This is a genomic window from Myxococcus sp. AB025B (assembly GCF_006518215.1).
Lineage (GTDB): Bacteria > Myxococcota > Myxococcia > Myxococcales > Myxococcaceae > Myxococcus > Myxococcus fulvus.
This window is the reverse complement of the sequence record NZ_SRLW01000028.1, coordinates 32,472-50,643: the sequence shown is the minus strand read 5'-3', so window position 1 is coordinate 50,643 and position 18,172 is coordinate 32,472. Positions and strand designations below refer to the sequence as shown.

11 protein-coding genes and 1 pseudogene are annotated in these 18,172 nt (G+C 71.0%); 7 read left to right on the top strand and 5 right to left on the bottom strand.

Annotation, left to right across the window (positions count from 1 at the left end; genetic code table 11):
- The 3 genes from FL311_RS07130 to FL311_RS07120 all read left to right on the top strand — a co-directional run.
- On the top strand, positions 1–1,949 hold a 1,949-nt coding region (locus FL311_RS07130), incomplete at its 5' end, for a prolyl oligopeptidase family serine peptidase (protein ID WP_368668544.1).
- A gap of 105 nt (positions 1,950–2,054) precedes the next feature.
- Positions 2,055–2,600 carry a hypothetical protein gene (locus FL311_RS07125; RefSeq protein ID WP_141324181.1) on the top strand — a complete coding sequence of 182 codons (546 nt, stop codon included), beginning with the start codon at positions 2,055–2,057 and terminating at the stop codon, positions 2,598–2,600.
- 168 nt (positions 2,601–2,768) lie between these two features.
- Complete coding sequence (locus FL311_RS07120; RefSeq protein WP_141324180.1) at positions 2,769–3,314, top strand: hypothetical protein; 546 nt, start codon at positions 2,769–2,771, stop codon at positions 3,312–3,314.
- Positions 3,315–3,323: 9 nt separating this feature from the next.
- Here the strand turns inward: FL311_RS07120 and FL311_RS07115 are convergent, their stop codons facing one another.
- Complete coding sequence (locus tag FL311_RS07115; RefSeq protein ID WP_228556719.1) at positions 3,324–6,032, bottom strand: GAF domain-containing protein; 2,709 nt, start codon at positions 6,030–6,032, stop codon at positions 3,324–3,326.
- A gap of 265 nt (positions 6,033–6,297) precedes the next feature.
- On the opposite strand from FL311_RS07115, the gene FL311_RS07110 reads away from it, so the two are divergent.
- The gene (locus FL311_RS07110) at positions 6,298–8,220 is read left to right on the top strand and encodes a potassium transporter Kup (protein ID WP_141324178.1); all 1,923 of its coding nucleotides are present in this window, start codon (positions 6,298–6,300) and stop codon (positions 8,218–8,220) included.
- 600 nt (positions 8,221–8,820) lie between these two features.
- Positions 8,821–9,843 (top strand): hypothetical protein, encoded by a 1,023-nt coding sequence (locus tag FL311_RS07105; protein ID WP_141324177.1) that lies wholly within the window; start codon positions 8,821–8,823, stop codon positions 9,841–9,843.
- Here FL311_RS07105 and FL311_RS07100 read toward each other — a convergent pair whose 3' ends face one another.
- Complete coding sequence (locus FL311_RS07100) at positions 9,844–10,425, bottom strand: TIGR02265 family protein (protein ID WP_141324176.1); 582 nt, start codon at positions 10,423–10,425, stop codon at positions 9,844–9,846.
- 63 nt (positions 10,426–10,488) lie between these two features.
- On the bottom strand, positions 10,489–11,226 hold the full coding sequence (locus FL311_RS07095; protein WP_141324175.1) for a metallophosphoesterase: 738 nt from the start codon (positions 11,224–11,226) through the stop codon (positions 10,489–10,491).
- A 440-nt stretch (positions 11,227–11,666) separates the two neighbouring features.
- Here FL311_RS07095 and FL311_RS07090 point away from each other — a divergent pair, with 440 nt between their 5' ends.
- Both FL311_RS07090 and FL311_RS44940 read left to right on the top strand, forming a co-directional pair.
- Positions 11,667–13,295 (top strand): N-acetylmuramoyl-L-alanine amidase, encoded by a 1,629-nt coding sequence (locus tag FL311_RS07090; protein ID WP_194869095.1) that lies wholly within the window; start codon positions 11,667–11,669, stop codon positions 13,293–13,295.
- Positions 13,296–13,320: 25 nt separating this feature from the next.
- Positions 13,321–14,292, top strand: a complete 972-nt coding sequence (locus tag FL311_RS44940) for an LpqB family beta-propeller domain-containing protein (RefSeq protein ID WP_228556718.1) — start codon at positions 13,321–13,323, stop codon at positions 14,290–14,292.
- Here FL311_RS44940 and FL311_RS44935 read toward each other — a convergent pair.
- Positions 14,253–15,683, bottom strand: a pseudogene (locus FL311_RS44935) (PAS domain S-box protein); the annotation flags it as partial. The gene FL311_RS44940 and the pseudogene FL311_RS44935 sit on opposite strands and share 40 nt — an antisense overlap.
- Positions 15,684–16,719: 1,036 nt before the next feature.
- Positions 16,720–17,475, bottom strand: a complete 756-nt coding sequence (locus FL311_RS07075; protein ID WP_228556717.1) for a carboxypeptidase regulatory-like domain-containing protein — start codon at positions 17,473–17,475, stop codon at positions 16,720–16,722.
- Positions 17,476–18,172: the final 697 nt, after the last annotated feature.

Below are 18,172 nucleotides of genomic sequence, written 5' to 3'. Positions count from 1 at the left end.
CCGCCGCCCAGGGCGCCGCCGCGAAACCCTCACAGGTGCCCGGAATCGCGCCGCTGCCCGGTCAGCCGAACGTGTGGGTGAGCAACGTGCCCCCGGTGCCGGACGCGCTGCGTCGCCGGATGGAGCAGTACCTGGAGTCCCGCACCGCGGCGCTCGCGGACGCCAGTGATGACGGCAAGCAGTTGCTCATCACCACGCGCTTCGCGGACACCAACCAGCTCCACGTGGTGGAGCTGCCCATGGGCGCCCGCACGCAAATCACCTTCGCGAAGGAGCCCATCAACCGCGCTGTCTTCCAGCCGGGCGACGCGAACGTCGTCTATTACCTGCAGGACAAGGGCGGCGGTGAGTTCTTCCAGGTGTTCAAGCTGGACCGGCGCACGGGCCGCTCGGAGCTCCTGACGGATGGCAAGAGCCGCCACGAGGCGCTGCGCGTCTCCGCGGATGGCCGCTGGCTGGCGTACGCGGGCACGGGCCGCAACGGCAAGGACACAGACGTGTACGTGGCCCCCACGTCGGAGCCCACGAAGGCGCGCCGCCTCACGGAGCTGGAGGGCACGTACTCGCCGCAGGAGTTCTCCGCGGATGGCTCGAAGCTGCTGGTGCAGCGCTTCCGGGCCGCGGATGACTCGGACCTGTTCGTGGTGGACGTGGCGTCCGGGGAGCGCCGTCAGCTCACGCCCTCCGAGGGCAAGGGCAGCGTCGACGGCGCCACCTTCACCAAGGACGGCCAGGGTGTGTTTCTGGTGACGGACCGCTACAGCGACTTCTCCGAGCTGTACCTGCTCGACACGCGCACCGCGCCCACGGCCGCGCCGCCGACCTCGCTGACGAAGTCGGTGAAGTGGAGCGTGACGGACCTGGCGCTGTCCCCGGACGGGCGCAAGCTGGCGGTGGCCTTCAACGAAGACGGCTACACCACGGTGTCGCTGCTCGACACGCGCACGCGTGCGTTGTCCGCGCTGACGACCCTGCCCAGGGGCGTGGGCGGCGGGCTGAAGTTCCCGCGCAAGCGCTCGGACGTGCTGGCGCTCTCACTGGGCAGCGCGCGCAGCCCCATGGACGTGTGGACGGTGGACCTGAAGTCGCGCAAGCCGACGCGCTGGACGCGCTCGGAGGTGGGCGGTCTGGACACGGAAGCGTTCGTGGAGCCCACGCTCGTGCGCTACCCGTCCACCGACGGCGTGCAGGTGCCCGCGCTCCTCTACGTGCCCCGGAACACGGGCGGCAAGAAGGTGCCCGTGGTCGTCAGCTTCCACGGCGGACCGGAGGGACAGAGCCGGCCGACGTTCAGCAACTTCACCCAGTTCATCGCCAGCGAGCTGGGCATGGCGGTGCTGGTGCCCAACGTGCGCGGCTCGGACGGGTACGGCAAGGCGTACCGCGCGATGGATGACGGCGTGAAGCGCGAGCAGAGCCTGAAGGACATCGGCGCGACGCTGGACTTCATCGCCTCGCGGCCGGAGCTGGACGCCACGCGCGTGGGTGTCTCGGGCGGCTCGTACGGTGGCTACATGACGCTGGCGTCGGTGACCTTCTATCCCGACCGCTTCAAGGCCGCGGTGGACGTGGTGGGCATCTCCTCGCTGCCCAGCTTCCTGGAGAACACGCAGGCGTACCGTCGGGACTTGCGGCGCGCGGAGTACGGCGACGAGCGCATCCCCGAGGTGCGCCGCGTGCAGGAGCGCATCTCCCCGCTGGGCTCGGTGGGCAAGATTCGCGCGGCGCTCTTCGTGCAGCAGGGGGCCAATGACCCGCGCGTGCCGCAGTCGGAGGCGGAGCAGATCGTCCAGGCCGTGCGTCAGCGCGCGCCGGACGTCTGGTACATGCTGGCCACCGACGAGGGCCACGGCTTCCAGAAGAAGCCCACCCGCGACTACGCGCAGATGACGACGATGATGTTCTTCGAGAAGCACCTGGGCCCACCCCAGGCGCCCGCGCCGAAGTAGTCGCCCCGGACACAGCGTGCGCCCCCGGGACATCCCGGTATGTCCCGGGCAGCCGCGCGTTCCAGGGAGGTCGTTCCACGACGTTCCACGACGAGGAGCATCCCGATGATGCGATTTCCGAGCCCGCTCCGGCGGGGTGTCCTGGCGCTGGCGGTGGTCCTGGGCGGTGGGGTGGCGGTGTCCGCGCCCAAGCAGGACGCCATCAACCTCAAGATTGGCCGGCAGCAGGTCAACCTCACCATGCGCGCCGAGGACGTGACGGGCCAGCACTTCCAGGTGAGTCGCAAGGGCGAGGGCCTGCGGGGGAGGACCGCCGTGGGGCTGGTGGACGTGAAGTTCGAGGCCGGCGCGGTGAAGGGCTCGCTGGGCCCCGCACTGGTGAACCTGAAGGTGAAGCGCGACGGCGACACGGTGGAGGCCGAGGGCGGCTTCGGCGGCCGGCCCGCCACCGTGAAGTTCACCAAGGACTCGTTGGAAATCTACATCCGGGACTGCACGCATCGGCTGAGCGCGCGCGAGGCGGGGCGCTCCTACGCGGGTCCGAGCAGTTGCAACGCGGGCTCCGTGGCGGAGTCGGAGCTCTGGTTGCCGGACGCGTTCCTGGAGGCCAGCCCCGAGGAGAAGGTGACCCTGCTGCTGCTGGCGATTTGAAGGGTTCGCCCCCGGGCATCACGGACCGCCCCGGGGGTGGAGCGAGCAGGCGGCCGACCTGGGAGAGTGTCAGGCCCCGGATGCGAATCCGGGGAGTTGGGGGCATCGCGGTATGCGATGGGAAGAAGGACGTTTCAAGGAAGGTATTCCACGACGAGGAGCATTCCGATGAAGCGCTTTCTGAGCCCGCTACGGCGGGGGGTATTGGCTCTGGCGGTGGTCCTGGGGGCGGGTGTGGCGGTGTCCGCGCCGAAGCAGGACGCCATCAACCTGCGAATCGCCCGGCAGCAGTACAACCTGGTGATGACGTCCGATGAAGTCACCGGCCAGGACTTCCAGGTGACCCGCACCAAGGATGGGCTCCGGGGCCGGACGTACCTGGGCGTGGTGGACGTGAAGTTCAAGGACGGCGAGGTGAAGGGCTCGCTGGGCCCCGCCGCGGTGAACCTGAAGGTGAAGCGCGACGGCGACACGGTGGAGGCCGAGGGCGGCTTCGGCGGCCGGCCCGCCACCGTGAAGTTCACCAAGGACGAGCTGAAGATCTACATCCGGGACTGCACGTACCGGCTGAAGGCGCGCGAGCCGGGGCGCTCCTACGCGGGCCGCCGCAGCTGCGACTCCGTCACGGTGCCGGAGTCGGAGGTCTGGCTGCCGGATGAGTTCCTCGCGGCCAGCCCCGAGGAGAAGGCGGCCCTGCTGCTGCTGGCGCTGTGAGCCGCTGCCTCAGGGGCGGGTGCGTGGCAGCTCCACGGTGAAGGTGGAGCCCACGCCCAGCTCGCTCTTCACGGTGATGAGGCCTCCCATGGCCTCCACGATCTGGCGCGAAATCCACAGCCCCAGGCCGAAGCCGCCGTAGTTCCGCTCGGACACGGCGCGCTGGAAGCGGTGGAACAGCCGCGCCAGGTTCTCCTCGCTGATGCCGATGCCGCCGTCCCGCACCTCCACGCGCACCGACGCCGGGCCCACCGTCATCACCACGTGCACCGGGTTGCCGCGCCCGTACTTCACCGCGTTGCTCACCAGGTTCGTCAGCACCTGGTCGATTCTCAGCTTGTCCCAGAGCCCGAACGACTCCGGCGCGAGCGTCAGCTCCAGGCGCGTGCCCGTGCGCTCCAGCTCCGGCTCGAAGCGCTCCACCACCTCGCGCACCAGCGCCGACAAATCGAACGGCTCCGGGCTGAGCTCCAGCCGCCCCGCGCTGATGCGCGACACGTCCAGCAGGTCGTGGATGAGCTGCGTCTGGCGCTTCACCTGCCGGTCCACCACCTCCAGCGCCCGCCCCAGCCGCTCCGGCGTGAGGGCTGACGGCCCGCGCTTGAGCCCCGCCAGCAGGCTCTGCACCTGGAGCTGCAGCGCGCTGATGGGCGTCTTCAGCTCGTGGCTGGCGATGGAGAGGAACTCCTCGCGCAGGCGGATGGCGTGCCGGGCCTCGCGGTACAGCCGCGCGTTGTCGATGGCCAGGGCCGAGCGCCGCGCCAGCTCCTGCGCCAGCGCCAGGTCCTGCGCGTCGTAGTCGCGCCGCGAGGTGACGAAGGACAGCGCCCCCAGCGTCTGCCCGCGCACCTGGAGCGGCACGCACAGCCACGCCCAGCAGCCCTCCCCGCCGGGCGGGCGCACGCACTCGGGCGCGTCCGCGCTCAGCCCGGTGCGCAGCTCCGCCTCGCCGGAGGCCACCACCCGCGCGACGACGGCGAGCCCCGGTGAGGGCTGCCCATCCGACGCGCGGAAGCCCGCGTCCACGTGCGCCGAGGCCACGCACCGCACCTGTCCGTCCTCGTCCGCCAGGAAGACGCCGCAGCAGTCCGCGTACGACGGCACCGCCAGGTGCGCCACGCGCTCCAGCGTCTCCTCCTGCTCCAGACTGGTGGCCAGCACGCCGCCCGCCTCCGCCAGGAAGCGCTGCGCGCTCTCGCTGCGCTGCCGCTCGGTGACGTCCACCGCCATGCTCAGCACCTGCTCGGTGCCGCCGCTCGCCGGCTGCACCACCGCCGTCCACAGCGCCACCTGCAGGGGCGTGCCGTCCTTGCGCATGCGCTGCATCACCGCGCCGCCCAGCGACTCACCCCGGCCCGCGCGGGCCAGGTTGCGGCGGAACTCCTCCTGCTTGCCGGGCGGCACCACCGGCAGCACCTGCCCCATCGCCTCCTGGGCCGTCCACCCGAAGATGCGCTCCGCGGCCGGGTTCCACATCCGCACCGTGCCATCCGCGTCCACCAGGATGATGGAGGCCGGCGAGGCCTGGATGATGGCCGCCAGCCGCTCGTTGACCTCGGCCAGCTGCGCGCGCGCCCGCTCCTCCTGCTCCAAGAGCCGCGCCCGCGCCAGCGCCTGTCCCGCGTGGTGGGCCAACAGCTCCAGGAACGCGCGCTCGTCCGCGTCGAACACGCGCGGCGCGGAGAAGGCGAACAGGAGCGTGCCCAGCGCCCGACCCTCCACCGTCAATGGCAGACACGCCGACGCGGGGGAGGGCGCGCGGATGGCGTGGTGGCGCTTCTGGTCCACCTCCGGGTAGCGCGCCGTCAGCGCCTCGGGGGACTCCAGCCACACGGGCCGCCCCTCGCGCAGCGCCTCCGTCACCGGCCCCCGGCTCTCCAGCGGGAGCAGGCCGAACGCCTCCTGCACCGAGTCGGCGTCGTCATAGCCCGAGCACCTCAAGAGCCTGGCGTGCCCGTCCTCCTCCACCCACAGCCCGCCGCGCGTCGCGCCCACCGCCTCCACGCCCTGCTCGACGATGACCTCCGCCACGCGCGACGCCGACAGCACCTGGGACAGCTCCGCCGTCACCCGCTGCAGCCGCGCAAGCCGCCCCGCCGCCACCTCCGCCGCCTGCCTCGCCTGCTTCTCCGCCGCGTACGCGCGCGCCACGTCCAGCGCCATCGCGGCCCGGTCCGCCAGCTCCTGCAGGAGCAGCTGCTCCGCGGCCTCGACGGTGCGCTCGGGCGTGGGGGCCTTCCACACGGTGAGCGTGCCCAGCGCCTTCCCCCGGGCGCGCAGCGGCAGCACCATCCACCGCGTGAAGGGGAAGTCCTCCAGCAGCCCATGCTGCTGCGGCGGCACCAGCTGACGCAGCTCCTCCGGGCTCGCGTCCGGCGCCCACTGCGCCTCGCCCGTGCGCAGCACCTCGCGCGAGGGGCCCTCGTCCGCGCGCAGCGCCGGAGGACTGAGCGTCTGGAACAGGAGCCGGGCCTCGGGCGAGGCGGCGGCCGAGGCCATGGTGCGCAGCCACAGGCCGTCCTCGGACAACAGGCGCAGCGTGCACGCTGCGCCCAGCAAGGGCACCACCAGGGCGCACAGCCGCTCCATCACGGCGGGCGGCTCCAGGCTGGCGTCGGCCAGCACCCGCGACGCCTCCGCCAGCAGCGCCAGGCGCTCCTCCACCTCCGGGGCATGCGCCCCGAACTGTCGTGCGTCCGCGTACCGGGATACCGCCATCGTCATCGCGCCCCCGCGAGGTGGCATGGGAGCACGTGAAAGCAGGCAGGGGCATGTCCCCCGTGGCCCCCCGGCCTTCCTTCATGGCCAATCAACATACGCCCCCCTCTGACTGTTCGTTCCAGACGCCTGCTCCGTCGCGGACCGACGGAAGGAGCCGGCCCGGAGCTACCTGCTCGCACCTGGGCGCACCTGGGCGTTGGAATCCACGGGGCCCGTCTCCGGGTGGGTTGCTACTGATGTGGGTTCGGCTAAAGGGGGGCGCGTGAAAGCCACCACCACCGGGGTACCGGGCGGCGAGGAGATTCGGGAAGGCCCCGATACCTTCAAGCGCACGGCGCTCCTGGCCCTCGGGGCCCTGGGCATCGTCTATGGCGACATCGGGACGAGCCCGCTCTACGCGCTGCGCGAGTGCTTCACCGGCCCGCACGGCATCCACCCCACGCCGGAGAACGTCCTCGGGGTGCTGTCGCTCATCTTCTGGTCCCTGCTCATCATCGTCTCGGTGAAGTACCTCATCTTCGTGATGCGGGCGGACAACCGGGGCGAGGGCGGCATCCTGGCGCTGATGGCGCTGGTGATGCAGCGGCAGAAGGGACAGACCCACCTGAACCGCCCGGTGCTCATCACCCTGGGCATCTTCGGCGCGGCGCTCCTCTACGGCGACGGCCTCATCACCCCGGCCATCACGGTGCTCAGCGCGGTGGAGGGCCTGAGCGTGGCCACCCCCGTGTTCGAGCCCTTCGTCGTGCCCATCACCCTGGCCATCCTCTTCGTCGTCTTCATGGTCCAGCGCCACGGCACGGCGGGCATCGGCGCGGTGTTCGGCCCGGTGATGTGCGTGTGGTTCTTCACGCTCGCGGCGCTGGGCGTGAAGGAGCTGGTGCACAACCCCGCGGTGCTGGGCGCGCTGTCCCCCGTGCACGGGGTGATGCTCTTCGTGCACAACGGCTGGCACGGCTTCCTCGTCATGGGCGGCGTGTTCCTCGTCGTGACGGGCTGCGAGGCGCTCTACGCGGACATGGGCCACTTCGGCTGGAAGCCCATCCGCTGGGCGTGGTTCGGCGCGGTGCTGCCGGCCCTGATGCTCAACTACCTGGGCCAGGGCGCGCTGCTCTTGCGCGACGCGAGCGCGGCGCGCAATCCGTTCTACCTGCTGGCCCCCTCGTGGATGCTCTATCCGCTGGTGCTCCTGTCGGCGGTGGCGGGTGTCATCGCCTCCCAGGCGCTCATCTCCGGCGCCTTCTCGCTGACACGCCAGGCGATGCAGCTGGGCTACAGCCCCCGCATGGAGGTGGTGCACACCTCCGCCGAGGAGATGGGCCAGATTTATCTGCCGGGCATCAACTGGGCGCTGATGGTGGGCGTCTTCACGCTGGTGCTGACGTTCCGCTCCTCGAGCGCGCTGGCGTCCGCGTACGGCATCGCCGTGTCCACGACGATGCTCATCACCTCCGTCATGGCCTACGTCGTCGCCCGCGAGCGCTGGGGCGTCAGCCGCGCGCTGGCCCTGCCCGTGGCGGGCCTGTTCCTCACGGTGGAGCTGGCCTTCTTCAGCGCCAACGCGATGAAGGTGGCGGACGGCGGCTGGTTCCCGCTGCTGCTGGCCGTCGTCATCTTCACCCTGATGACCACGTGGAAGCGCGGCCGCGACATCCTCGCCGCCAAGCTGCGCGCCGCGAGCATCCCCCTGAAGGAGCTGCTCGGCAGCTTCGGCGACCACCCGCCCGTGCGCGTGCCGGGCACCGCCATCTTCATGACGGGCAACGCCGAGGGCACTCCCCCCGCGCTGCTGCACAACCTCAAGCACAACAAGGTGCTGCACGAGCAGGTGGTGCTCCTGACGATGCAGACCCAGGACGTGCCCCACGTCCCCGCCGGGGAGCGCGTGGAGGTGGAGCCCCTGGAGCAGGGCTTCGTCCGCGTGGTGGCCACCTACGGCTTCACCGAGAACCCCAGCATCCCCGACGTGCTCAAGCGCTGCCGGGAGAAGGGGCTCCAGTTCCAGCTCATGGGCACCAGCTTCTTCCTGGGCCGCGAGACGCTGATTCCCTCCAAGAAGCCCGGCATGGCCGTGTGGCGCGAGGCGCTCTTCTCCTGGATGAGCCGCAACGCCCGCAGCGCCACCGCCTACTTCCGGATTCCGCCCAACCGCGTGGTGGAGCTGGGAAGCCAGGTCGAGCTGTAGCCGTCGTGCCGTAGCCCCCGGCCCGAGGCTGGCCCCGGGGCGCGCCCTCCACCCGCGCGCCCCGGTGTGGCCCCTCCCGTCCGGTGGAAAACCCCCGATTAAATCCCCCGAAATTCCGCCCCCGATGCGGGAGCACCCCGTCCGGTTGCGTCCGGCCACGTGAAACCCGCGTGGCACCGTCCCTGGAATCCGCGTCTGTGCTCCAGGAATCACCGCCAGGGCTGTAATCCTCCGTCATTGGCATCACTTCCGCTTGGGGGTCAGAAAAGACGCGCTGCGTCTGGGCACCCAGTGACGGTGTAACTCTCCGGAAACACGGGCCGACTCGTCCCGATAATGGGGTGCTGCTCACCCCAGTCAGCGCGTTGACGCTACGCGTTGGGTGTGGGTGTGGGAGGCTCTTCGGCGCACTCCTGGTGCAGTGAAACGGTGATTTCTTCCTTCCATGGTAGAAAATTACCGCTCACCAGCAACATTCGGCACGCTGTGGCGAGAATATTTTCATCAGGCAGAAATAATCCTGTACTGACGGAAGGCAGCTCGTTTACAGTGCTTTCAGGTGTCGCGCAGAACCCCGTGTCCGAACTGAGGTCATCCCCCATGCTCGACGTCGCCCCCGCCTCGCTCCTCTCCTCCGCTCTCTCCTCCGGCGCCCCCTCCGCGACGCCCTGGAACGACGTCCCGCAGCGCGACTGGTCGAACCTGGCCCCGCACACGGTGCTGAGCGCGCAGGAGCTGTACCCGCGCATCTGCGTGCGTGATCCGTACTTCGCGCTGAAGGACGTGACGGTGATGGGCAAGGGCGAGGTGGTGGCGCGCATCCCGGTGCAGCAGGACCCGGACGCGGAAGCGGGCCTCATCGGCATCGCGGAGGCGGGCCGTCACCTGGCCATCCTGGGCTCGTGCGCTTCGGCGCTGGTGGCGCCCAAGGACGGGCAGCACTTCTACCTGGCGTGCGGCGCGCGCGGTGAGTGGCTGCGCCGCGAGCCGATGGCGCGCTCCACGGACCTGCTCTGGGGCCTGGCGCAGGCCAGCCTCACCGGCAAGCGCACCGCCACCGCGCGCACGCTGTTGTCCGCGCCGGACGGCACCCCGGTGTTCCGCCTGGAGGTGGACTACAACGTGCTGTCCGCCGCCGCCTTCACCCGCCTGTTCGGCGAGGCGCGCCAGGACATGCGCCGCGAGCCGCGCCGCGACGACGGCATCCAGCGCACGCCCGAGGAGTGGGCCCGCCTGCGCTCCAACCCGTACGGCAAGGCGCTGGCCCTGCGCGACTGGCGCCCGGACGGTGAGAGCCTCACCGCGTCGCTGGGCCCCGTCACCCCGGAGATGTGCAAGGGCCACTTCGCCCTGCACCCCGTGATGCCGGTGGCCATCGTCGCGAGCGGCATGACGCGCGTGGCGACCACGCTCCTGCGCAAGCTCGAGGGCGCGCCGTGGGCGCGGGTGCTGGCCAAGGACGTGCGCCTGAAGGCGGACAGCCTGGCGTACGCGGGCCAGACGGTGGTGTTCGGTGCGCACCGCCGCTCGCGCGACGGCGCCAACCACGTCTTCTCCTGCCAGGCCTCGGTGGGTGAGCGCGTGGTGGCGGAGCTGGACGTCACCTACGAGCGCGTGGAGTAGTCACTCCCAGGTGATGTCGTAGTCGACGCGGTCGATGCCCTGCGGATGGGCCTTCGCCGTGCCCTTCAAGCCCAACACTTTCAATGCGCCGGTGAGGATGCCCTCGTGGTACGCGGGGGGCAGCATGTCCCGACGCACGCGCAGGGTGCCGGACTTGGGCCCCGTGGTGACGTACTCGCGGGTGCCGTACGTGACGGCCGCGCTGTAGCCCATCTGCGCCCCGGAGAAGAGCTTCTGCGGGTCCCCTCGGGAGATGATGCCGAAGATGAGCATCCCCGGGCCCGTGGAGTAGCGCGTGACGTTGGACTCGCCACACGCGTGGTACACGGCCTCCTCGGAGCCCATCGGCTCCTCGAGCGCGTCCGCCGCCAGGTACAGCAGGTTCAGGAACTCCTGCACGGGGTAGGTGCGCAGGTCCGAGTAGTCCTTGGCCAGCGCCCCCACGCGCACCTGCTCCATCGCGGCCAGTCCGGCACGCTGTTGGACCAGGCTGAACACCGCCTTGAAGAACAGCCCTCGCACCGCGTCGCCGGGCTGCGTGGCCGCCAGTCGCGCGGCGAGCTCCGACTTGTTGGACGGCATCTCTCCACTCCTGCCTCGGTGACCGGCCCTGGGTGTATGGACGATGAGCGGTGGAGCTTATCCTCACGCCTCGTCGAGCAGCACGGGCGAGAAGCCCGCCGCGTCGCACGACGCCAGCACGTAGCGCACGCCGGCCCGCTCGCCGGTGAAGCCCGCGGGGATGCCCGTCGAGTGCAGGTGGCCGTACACGCACACCTTCGGCTTGAACGCCTCGATGGGGTCGCTGAACGCGGTGGCCTTCTCGTTGGCGTACAGCGGCGGGAAGTGCACGGCGGCCACGCGCACCAGCGGCGTGGGACTGGCCGCCTCCTTCTTCTTCGCGTCCTCGATGGACGTCGCGAGCCTGCGCGTCTCGCGCTCCACGTAGCCCTGGTCGATGGGCTCGTCGCCCATCTCTCCGCCCGGCATCGGCGGGGCCTCGGGCGCCGTCCACAGCCGCGTGCCGGCAATCACCCACGGCCCCATCACCGCCGCGCTGTTGTGGAGGAACGCCTCCAGCGTCTTGAACGGCTCGAGCAGCTTGCGCAGCTTCGACGCCGAGTCGCCCCACCAGTAGTCGTGGTTGCCGCGCACCAGGAGCTTGCGCCCCGGCCGCTCGTCCAGCCACTTCAGGTCGTCCATCACCTCGTGGGGCCGCGTCGCCCAGGAGATGTCCCCCGCGACGATGACGATGTCCTCCGGCCGCACCTTCTCGTCCCACGCGCGCTGCAGGGGCCGCGGGTGCTCCATCCACCCGAAGCGCTCCATGTCCTTGTTCCGCGTGGAGGGCAGGTGCGTGTCGCCGATACCGAAAAGCCGCATGGCCCCCTCATAGCGGATGATTGGGTCTCCCGCGCCTGGAACCCGGCCCGCCCCCCAGGACGCCTCCCACCCCTTGGGCCAGGCCCCATCCGACCTGGTGGGAAAAGACGAGGGACACCAGAAAAATAGTAAAACGTGTTTACGTGGCCCCTGTCCCGAAACACGCCACTGCGACACCGGCGGCCATTCCGGACGCGCCAGATGGGTAGCCCTCTGTGGGCGACCTCGTGAATTCATGGGCTTGAAATGTTGACTCAGCTTCCGGGGCCCGCGTGAGGGGAGGTAGGGTCTGGAGCATCGGTGCTCCAGTTCTCGGGGGTTGGGAGGCTGAAAGCGGGGAAGTCGGGGTTGGCACGCATGGTGCTCAGGGCACGCCGCACCGCCGCTCCCGAGAACGGGTGCGGAGCGCAGAGCTGCTGATCCCCTCTCAAGGAGCTCCCATGCACGTGTTGAGTAAGACGTTCGCGGCCACCGCCGCAGCCCTGGCCCTTTCTGCGTGTGGTCCGCAGCAGGAGGCGCCGCCGCCGGAGGCCCCGCCTTCCACGGAGGTGCCCTCGGGCGCGGCGGACGACGCGGCCCGCGCCATCGCGGACCAGGCGCGCCGCACCCCCAGCGAGCTGGACGCGCTGTTCGCCCAGGCGGCGAAGGAGTTCGACGTCCCGGTGAGCCTGCTCAAGGCCATCTCCTATACGGAGACGCGCTGGGAGCACGTGAAGGGCGAGGAGGAGTTCGAGGGCCGTCCCGCGGCGTTCGGCCTGCTGGCCCTGCGCGGTGACAAAATCACCCAGGGCGCGGCGCTGGCCGGTGTGACCGAGGACCAGGTGCGCGGCGAGCCGCTGGCCAACCTGCGCGCGGGCGCGGCGCTGTTGTCCAGGCACGCGGCCGAGGCCGGCATCGACCGGAAGGACCTGGGCGCGTGGGCTCCGGTGGCGGTGGCGCTGACGGACATCACCGACCCGGACGTGCAGGCGTACTACGTCCACAACGAGGTCTACGCCACGCTGCGCGACGGCGCGGGCGCCTTCACGCCCGAGGGCAAGGTGGCCGTGTCGCTCGAGGGCGCGGCGGTGGAGGCGAAGTTCGCGCTGCCGAGGATGCAGGCGATGGCGGCGGGCCCGGACTACGCGGCCTCCATCTGGCGCGCGTCGCCCAACTACAACGCGCGTCCGTCCGGCACCAACGTGTCGATGATCATCATCCACACCTGTGAGGGTGGCTACTCCGGGTGCTGGGGCTGGCTGACGAACTCCGCGGCGGGCGTGTCCGCGCACTACGTGGTCAACGAGAGCGGCAGCGAGATTTCGCAGCTGGTGCGTGAGTCCAACCGCGCGTGGCACGTGGGCGCGTCCTACGACTGCAACCTCAACGGCAAGGTGGACTGCGGCCTCCAGGGCACGTCGGTGAACCACTTCTCGGTGGGCATCGAGCACGGCGGCTTCGCCAGCCAGTCGTCCTTCCCGGCCGGGCAGATCGACGCGTCCGCGAAGCTGTCCTGCGACATCACCAAGGGTCAGGGCATCGTCCGCGACAGCTACCACATCGTCGCGCACGGCCGGCTCCAGCCCGCGTCCCGCACGGACCCGGGTCCGAACTGGCCGTGGAGCAGCTACATCAGCAAGATCAAGAGCTACTGCGGTGACGGCGGCACGCCCACGGGCACCATCGTCGTGGACAGCCACAACGCCAACAACGACACGAGCAAGGCGCGCACGGACGTGCCCGCCTCGTGGGCGTCCGGCACCAGCGCCGGCTACTACGGCAGCGGCTACTACTACGCCTCCACGCAGCCCATCTCGGAGCCGGTGGTGTTCAACTTCTACCTGGCCTCGGCCGGCACGAAGACCATCGACGCGTGGTGGGTGGCGGGCACCAACCGCTCCCCCGCGGCGCCCTTCATCATCAACCACGCGGGCGGCAAGGCGACGGTGACGAAGAACCAGCAGGCCGGCGGCAGCGCGTGGAACACGCTGGGGACGTACTCCTTCAACGCGGGCTGGAACTCGGTGCAGTTGAGTCGCTGGGCCACCGAGGGCTACGTCGTCATGGCGGACGCCATCCGGGTGCGGTGACGTGAGGGTGCGAGGCCTCGAACGGATGCCGCGTTCCTGGCCGTGGTGGGCGCGGTGGAGTCTCACCGCGCTCGCCGTGCTCGGCGTCGGATGTTCCGGCCGGTGTGGCGGGACGTCGGGCGCCGGGCCGCTGTCGAAGGAGGAGGCGCGCGCCATCCCCGGCGCGGTGGTCTTCCTGTCGGAGCGGGCGGGTCAGAAGGACGTGTGGCAGGTGAGCCCTGACGGGACGGAGACGCAAATCACCAAGGGCCCCGAGGACGAGTACCCAGGTCCCGTGGCGCCGGATGGGAAGTCCCTGCTCGTGGTGGCGGTGCGGGAGCAGGGCGGGATGCAGTTCCAGCAGCTGCGCGTCCAGCCGCTCGCCGGTGGTGACGCGCTGGCGCTGCATGCGCCCCGGGCGCGCGCGCGCAACGCGAGCTGGGCGCCGGACGGCTCGTGGCTGGTGGCCGAGTCGGACGCGCAGGGCTTCAGCGACCTGGTGCGACTGGAGCCGCGCGAGGGTGTGCAAGAGGTGCGGCTGACGCAGGTGAAGGAAGGGTGCTTCGAGCCCGCCATCTCCCCGGACGGTCAGGAGGTGGCCTTCGTGTGCAGCCGCGAGGGCGACCCGGAAATCTACGTGACGAAGGCGGACGGGACGGCCGAGCGGCGCCTCACCGCGTTCCATCGCGAGGACCGCTCCCCGGGCTGGAGTCCGGACGGCAAGTGGCTCGTCTTCGTCAGCGACCGGGAGAACCGCGAGCGGCTGTACCTCGTTCGTCCGGATGGCTCGGAGCTGCGCGCGGTGTCGGGCGAGCACTTCTCCGGCGACGAGCGCGAGCCGGCGTTCAGCCCGGACGGCCAGACGCTGGTGTACGTGAGCCGGGCGTCGGATGGCAGAAGCCGCATGTGGCGCGTGCCCGTGGCGGGCAGGCTGAAGCAGAAGGTGGAGCCCTGGCCCGGCTCGCTCTCCACCCAGATGCGTCCGCCGTGCGCCTGGATGATGAGCCGGCTGATGTAGAGCCCCAGCCCCAGGCCCTGCGTGTCGGACGCGCTGCCCTGACGGGTGCGGAAGTACTTGTCGAAGACGTGCTCCGCGTCCTCGCGCGCCAGGCCCGGGCCCTCGTCGCGCACCGCGACCACGACGTGGCCCTCCGGCGAGGTGGACACGCGCACGTGGATGGGGCGCCCGGCGGGGCTGTACTTGGTCGCGTTGCCCAGCAGGTTGGTGAGCACCCGCTCCAGTCGCGCGGTGTCCACCCACGCGAGGGGCACCGGTGTGGCGACCTCCAGCAGGAAGCGCTCGCGCAGGTCCGGCGGGACGTCGCGTTCGAGCACGCCTTCCAGGAAGCGCACCACGTCCGTCGGCTCGCGGCGCAGCTCCACGCGGCGGGACTCCAGGCGCGAGCCCTCGAGCAGCTCTTCAATCATGGACTTCATCCACTCGACGTTGCGGAGGATGGCCTCGGTGAGGGCCTCCTCGCGCGCCATGCCGCGCTCCTTCAGGGCGTGGGTGAGCAGGCTGGCGCGCAGGGTGATGCCCTGCAGGGGATTGCGCAGGTCATGCGAGATGAGGCTCACGTACTCCTCGCGCAGGCGCTCCAATTCGTGGCGGGTCGTCAGGTCCTGGCCGGTGACGACCACGCCGCGCGGCTCTCCCTGGGGACCGAACACCGGCGCCGCGGTGATGAGCACGGGCGTCGTCCCGCCATCGGGCCGCGTGATGAGCAGCTCCTCGGGCCCCACGACCTCGCCGGTCCGCACCGCTCGGGTGGAAGGCAGGTCCTCCATCGTCAACGGACGTCCGTCGGGGTGTCTCAGCCGGTCCAGGTAGGCGCCGCGCCTGGGATGCTCCGGCATCGGGCCGAGCATCGTCTGCGCGAAGGGATTGGCTATCAGCAGCGAGTCCCGCGTCGGGTCCGTGAAGAGCACGCCCACGGGGGCGTGGTTGAGCACCGCCTGCACGAGCCCGCGTTGCACCTCGGCCTCTTCGTGCGCCGCCTGGAGCCGGGCGGTGGCCTGCTCGCGCTCGGTGACGTCGCGCAGGACGACGAGCAGGCTGGGGCCCTCGGGGCCATGCACGTTTCGCAACCGGGCTTCCAAGGCAACCGGAGTGCCGTCCGCGCGTCGTCCGCGCAGGGCGCGCGCGGTGGAGTCTCCGTCCAGGCGCTGGCCTCCGAAGAGCCCCTCGGGCACGAGCACCTCGACTCCGTGTCCGAGCAGGGCCTCGCGGGGGTGGCCGAACACGCGCTCCGCCTCCGCGTTGACGAAGCGCATCCGTCCGCTCGCGTCGACCATGAGCAGGGGCTCGGGGGTGGTCTCCAGCAGGCCCCGGTAGCGGGCCTCGGAGGCGGCGAGCGCGGCGGTGGCGCGGCGCTGTCCCGCCTCGAGCAGCTCCAGCGCGCGTGCCATCAGCAGCACGAGCACCGCGCCGCCCGCGCTGAGGAGGGTGGCGAAGAGGGGCAGCTTCGCCTCGTGTCCGAGCAGTCCCGCCAGATGGAGCAGGGCCAGGCACGCGCCCAGCAGGGTGGGTCCCAGCAGGGCGAGGGGCACCATCCTCCGCGCGAGGAAGCCGCCCAGCGAGTCCCGGGTGAGCCGCTCCGCGAGCCCCCGCTCGGGCCGCGAGCAGGGCACGCCCACGCCCAGCAGCAGCACGGCGATGGCGGTGTAGAGGCCCATGCTGCGCCGGGATGGGAAGGTCTCTCCCGCCGCGCCGACGAGCGGGCCGAGCAGCAGGCCATTGAAGCCCAGGAGCGCCACCAGCACGGCCGTCATCACGAGCGCGTCGCTCCACGACAGTCGAGGCCCCTTGCGCTCGGGGAGGAGCATCGCGGTGCCGAGCAGGAGCAGGCACAGGGCGGTGAGCGGAGAGGGACGGATGCGCAGATCGAGCACGCCGGACGCCTGGGTGAAGAGTACGTCCAGGGTGCCCATGGGAGGCATGACGTCCTGTGCGGTGCTGACGAAGCCGATGAGCCACATGCCGGCGGCACAGAGGGCGGACAGTCTCCGGCGCGCGAGGGAGGGGCGGGGAGACGACCTCAGGGCCAGGGCCAGGCCGCCGAGCACGAGGGCCAGGCTGGTGCGAGGCGAGGTGGCGGGTCTGCTATCGCCCTCGGGGAAGAGGGGGCGCGCCGAGAGCAACCAGCCGGTGAGGGTGGCCAGTCCCAGCAGGAGGACGACCAGCGCGGCGACCCAGGCGAGTGCGCGGGCCACGCTCTGGTTGCGGGTCTGGCCCCCGCCATTCGGCTGCATCGGCGCCCCCCCGGGCCGCGCGGATTGGCGGTCGTGCGCGGACGATTGCGTCACACGCGTCGGTTCGCCGGCTCGTTCCTCACGCACCTGTCCGGGAGATGGATGCTCATCGCGGCCGGGCCCCGCGTCGCACGGCGGGGCAGGGTGGATGCTCGGCTGCCCAGGCCGCCGTGCACGGGGCGCGTGCGCTCAGTCAGGGCGCGGCGGGCGCGTAGATGCCGGGGTAGACGGTGAGCACGAAGCCCCACCCGGGCGCGACGGAGGCGTTGCGAGCCACGTACGTGTCGTCACCCTCGACGCCGAGTCGGAAGGTCTCCGCGTCCAGGCCGGTGTGGACGTAGATGAACAATCCATCCGAGGACGTGCCGACCTGGTCGACGCCGTTGAAGTCCGCGGACGGGTAGAAGATGCGCTCTGCCAGCTCGCTCCGGTCCGGCACCACGCGCACGCCCGCGCGAGGCTGTCCGCTCGCGTCGACGACGCGTCCCAGCACGAAGCCCGCGTCGCGCAGCGTGCGGGCGCGGTCACTCGTCAGCCCGCGCAGGAGGGGCTCACCGAAGGCCGTGCCCAGCGCGTCATGGAATGGCTCGGGCAGGGCCCACACGCTCGCCTCGATGACGTCGGTGCGGGGGCGTGCTCCGGTGAAGACGCTGTCGTAGACGGGCGTGAGCGTGCGCACCAGGCCCGAGCCTTCCAGGCTCGTGGCCAGGCCCTGGTGGACCTCTCGGACGGGGACGTCCTCCACGGCGAAGGCGCCATCGGCTTCCACGGTGCCGGTGCCGAACGTGGGGTTGTTGTCATTCACCGCCACCCGGAGCGGCTCCTGGATGGCGATGGGGACTCCACCCAACGTGGGCGTGGGTTGTCCCTGGGCGGCGAGCCATCGCTCGGCCTCGGGGAGCACGCGCGCGCGTCCGCTGACGCGGATGCGGAGGTTGTCCAGGTCCACCGACTCGGCATCCTCGGTCTGGAAGCCTGGGTCGGGAGCGGGGCCCCCGGAGCCACAAGCGGACGACGCGAGCCCGAGCAGTACACAAGAAGTCAGAAGAAAAGGGCGCTTCATCGCTCGCCAACATTTCCATGCCCTCTTCGCACGGCAATCCACCGCCGGGCTCTCCGTCCCCTGTTCGACGACTCGCCCCCACCCCGGAAAGCAGACACCGGGCCGCCCACCCGTCCGAGAGGGACGTGGGACGTGGCCCGGTGTCTTGAATCCATCAACTTCGAGGCGCGCTCGCGCCGTGTGTTTCAGGGTCAGCCCTGCCTCGGAAGTAAATCCGACAACCTCTGAGGTGCCCCTGGTGAGTCAGCCCCCGCCGCCAGGTCCATCGACTCCGAGGCGCTCGCGGCCGGCGTGTTCCGCCGCCAGGACCAGCGACTCCGGGGCGCTCGCGGTTGGTGAGTCAGCGCCCGCCGCCAGGTCCATCGACGCCGAGGTGCTCGCGGCCGGCGTGTTCCGCCGCCAGGACCATCGACTCCGGGGCGCCTGTGCCCGATGAGTCAGCCCCCGCCGCCAGGTTCATCGACTCCGAGGTGCTCGCGGCCGGCGTGTCCCGCCGCCAGGTCCCTTGGCTCCGGGGCGCTCGCGGTTGGTGAGTCAGCCCCCGCCGCCAGTCCCCTCGACTCCGAGGCGCTCGCGGCCGGTG

Coding starts and splice junctions, on each gene's coding strand:
- FL311_RS07095 (WP_141324175.1), bottom strand. CDS start 11,226: ATGCGGCTTTTCGGTATCGGCGACACGCACCTGCCCTCCACGCGGAAC.
- FL311_RS44940 (WP_228556718.1), top strand. CDS start 13,321: ATGCCGCGTTCCTGGCCGTGGTGGGCGCGGTGGAGTCTCACCGCGCTC.
- FL311_RS07090 (WP_194869095.1), top strand. CDS start 11,667: ATGCACGTGTTGAGTAAGACGTTCGCGGCCACCGCCGCAGCCCTGGCC.
- FL311_RS07100 (WP_141324176.1), bottom strand. CDS start 10,425: ATGCCGTCCAACAAGTCGGAGCTCGCCGCGCGACTGGCGGCCACGCAG.
- FL311_RS07125 (WP_141324181.1), top strand. CDS start 2,055: ATGATGCGATTTCCGAGCCCGCTCCGGCGGGGTGTCCTGGCGCTGGCG.
- FL311_RS07105 (WP_141324177.1), top strand. CDS start 8,821: ATGCTCGACGTCGCCCCCGCCTCGCTCCTCTCCTCCGCTCTCTCCTCC.
- FL311_RS07115 (WP_228556719.1), bottom strand. CDS start 6,032: ATGGCGGTATCCCGGTACGCGGACGCACGACAGTTCGGGGCGCATGCC.
- FL311_RS07120 (WP_141324180.1), top strand. CDS start 2,769: ATGAAGCGCTTTCTGAGCCCGCTACGGCGGGGGGTATTGGCTCTGGCG.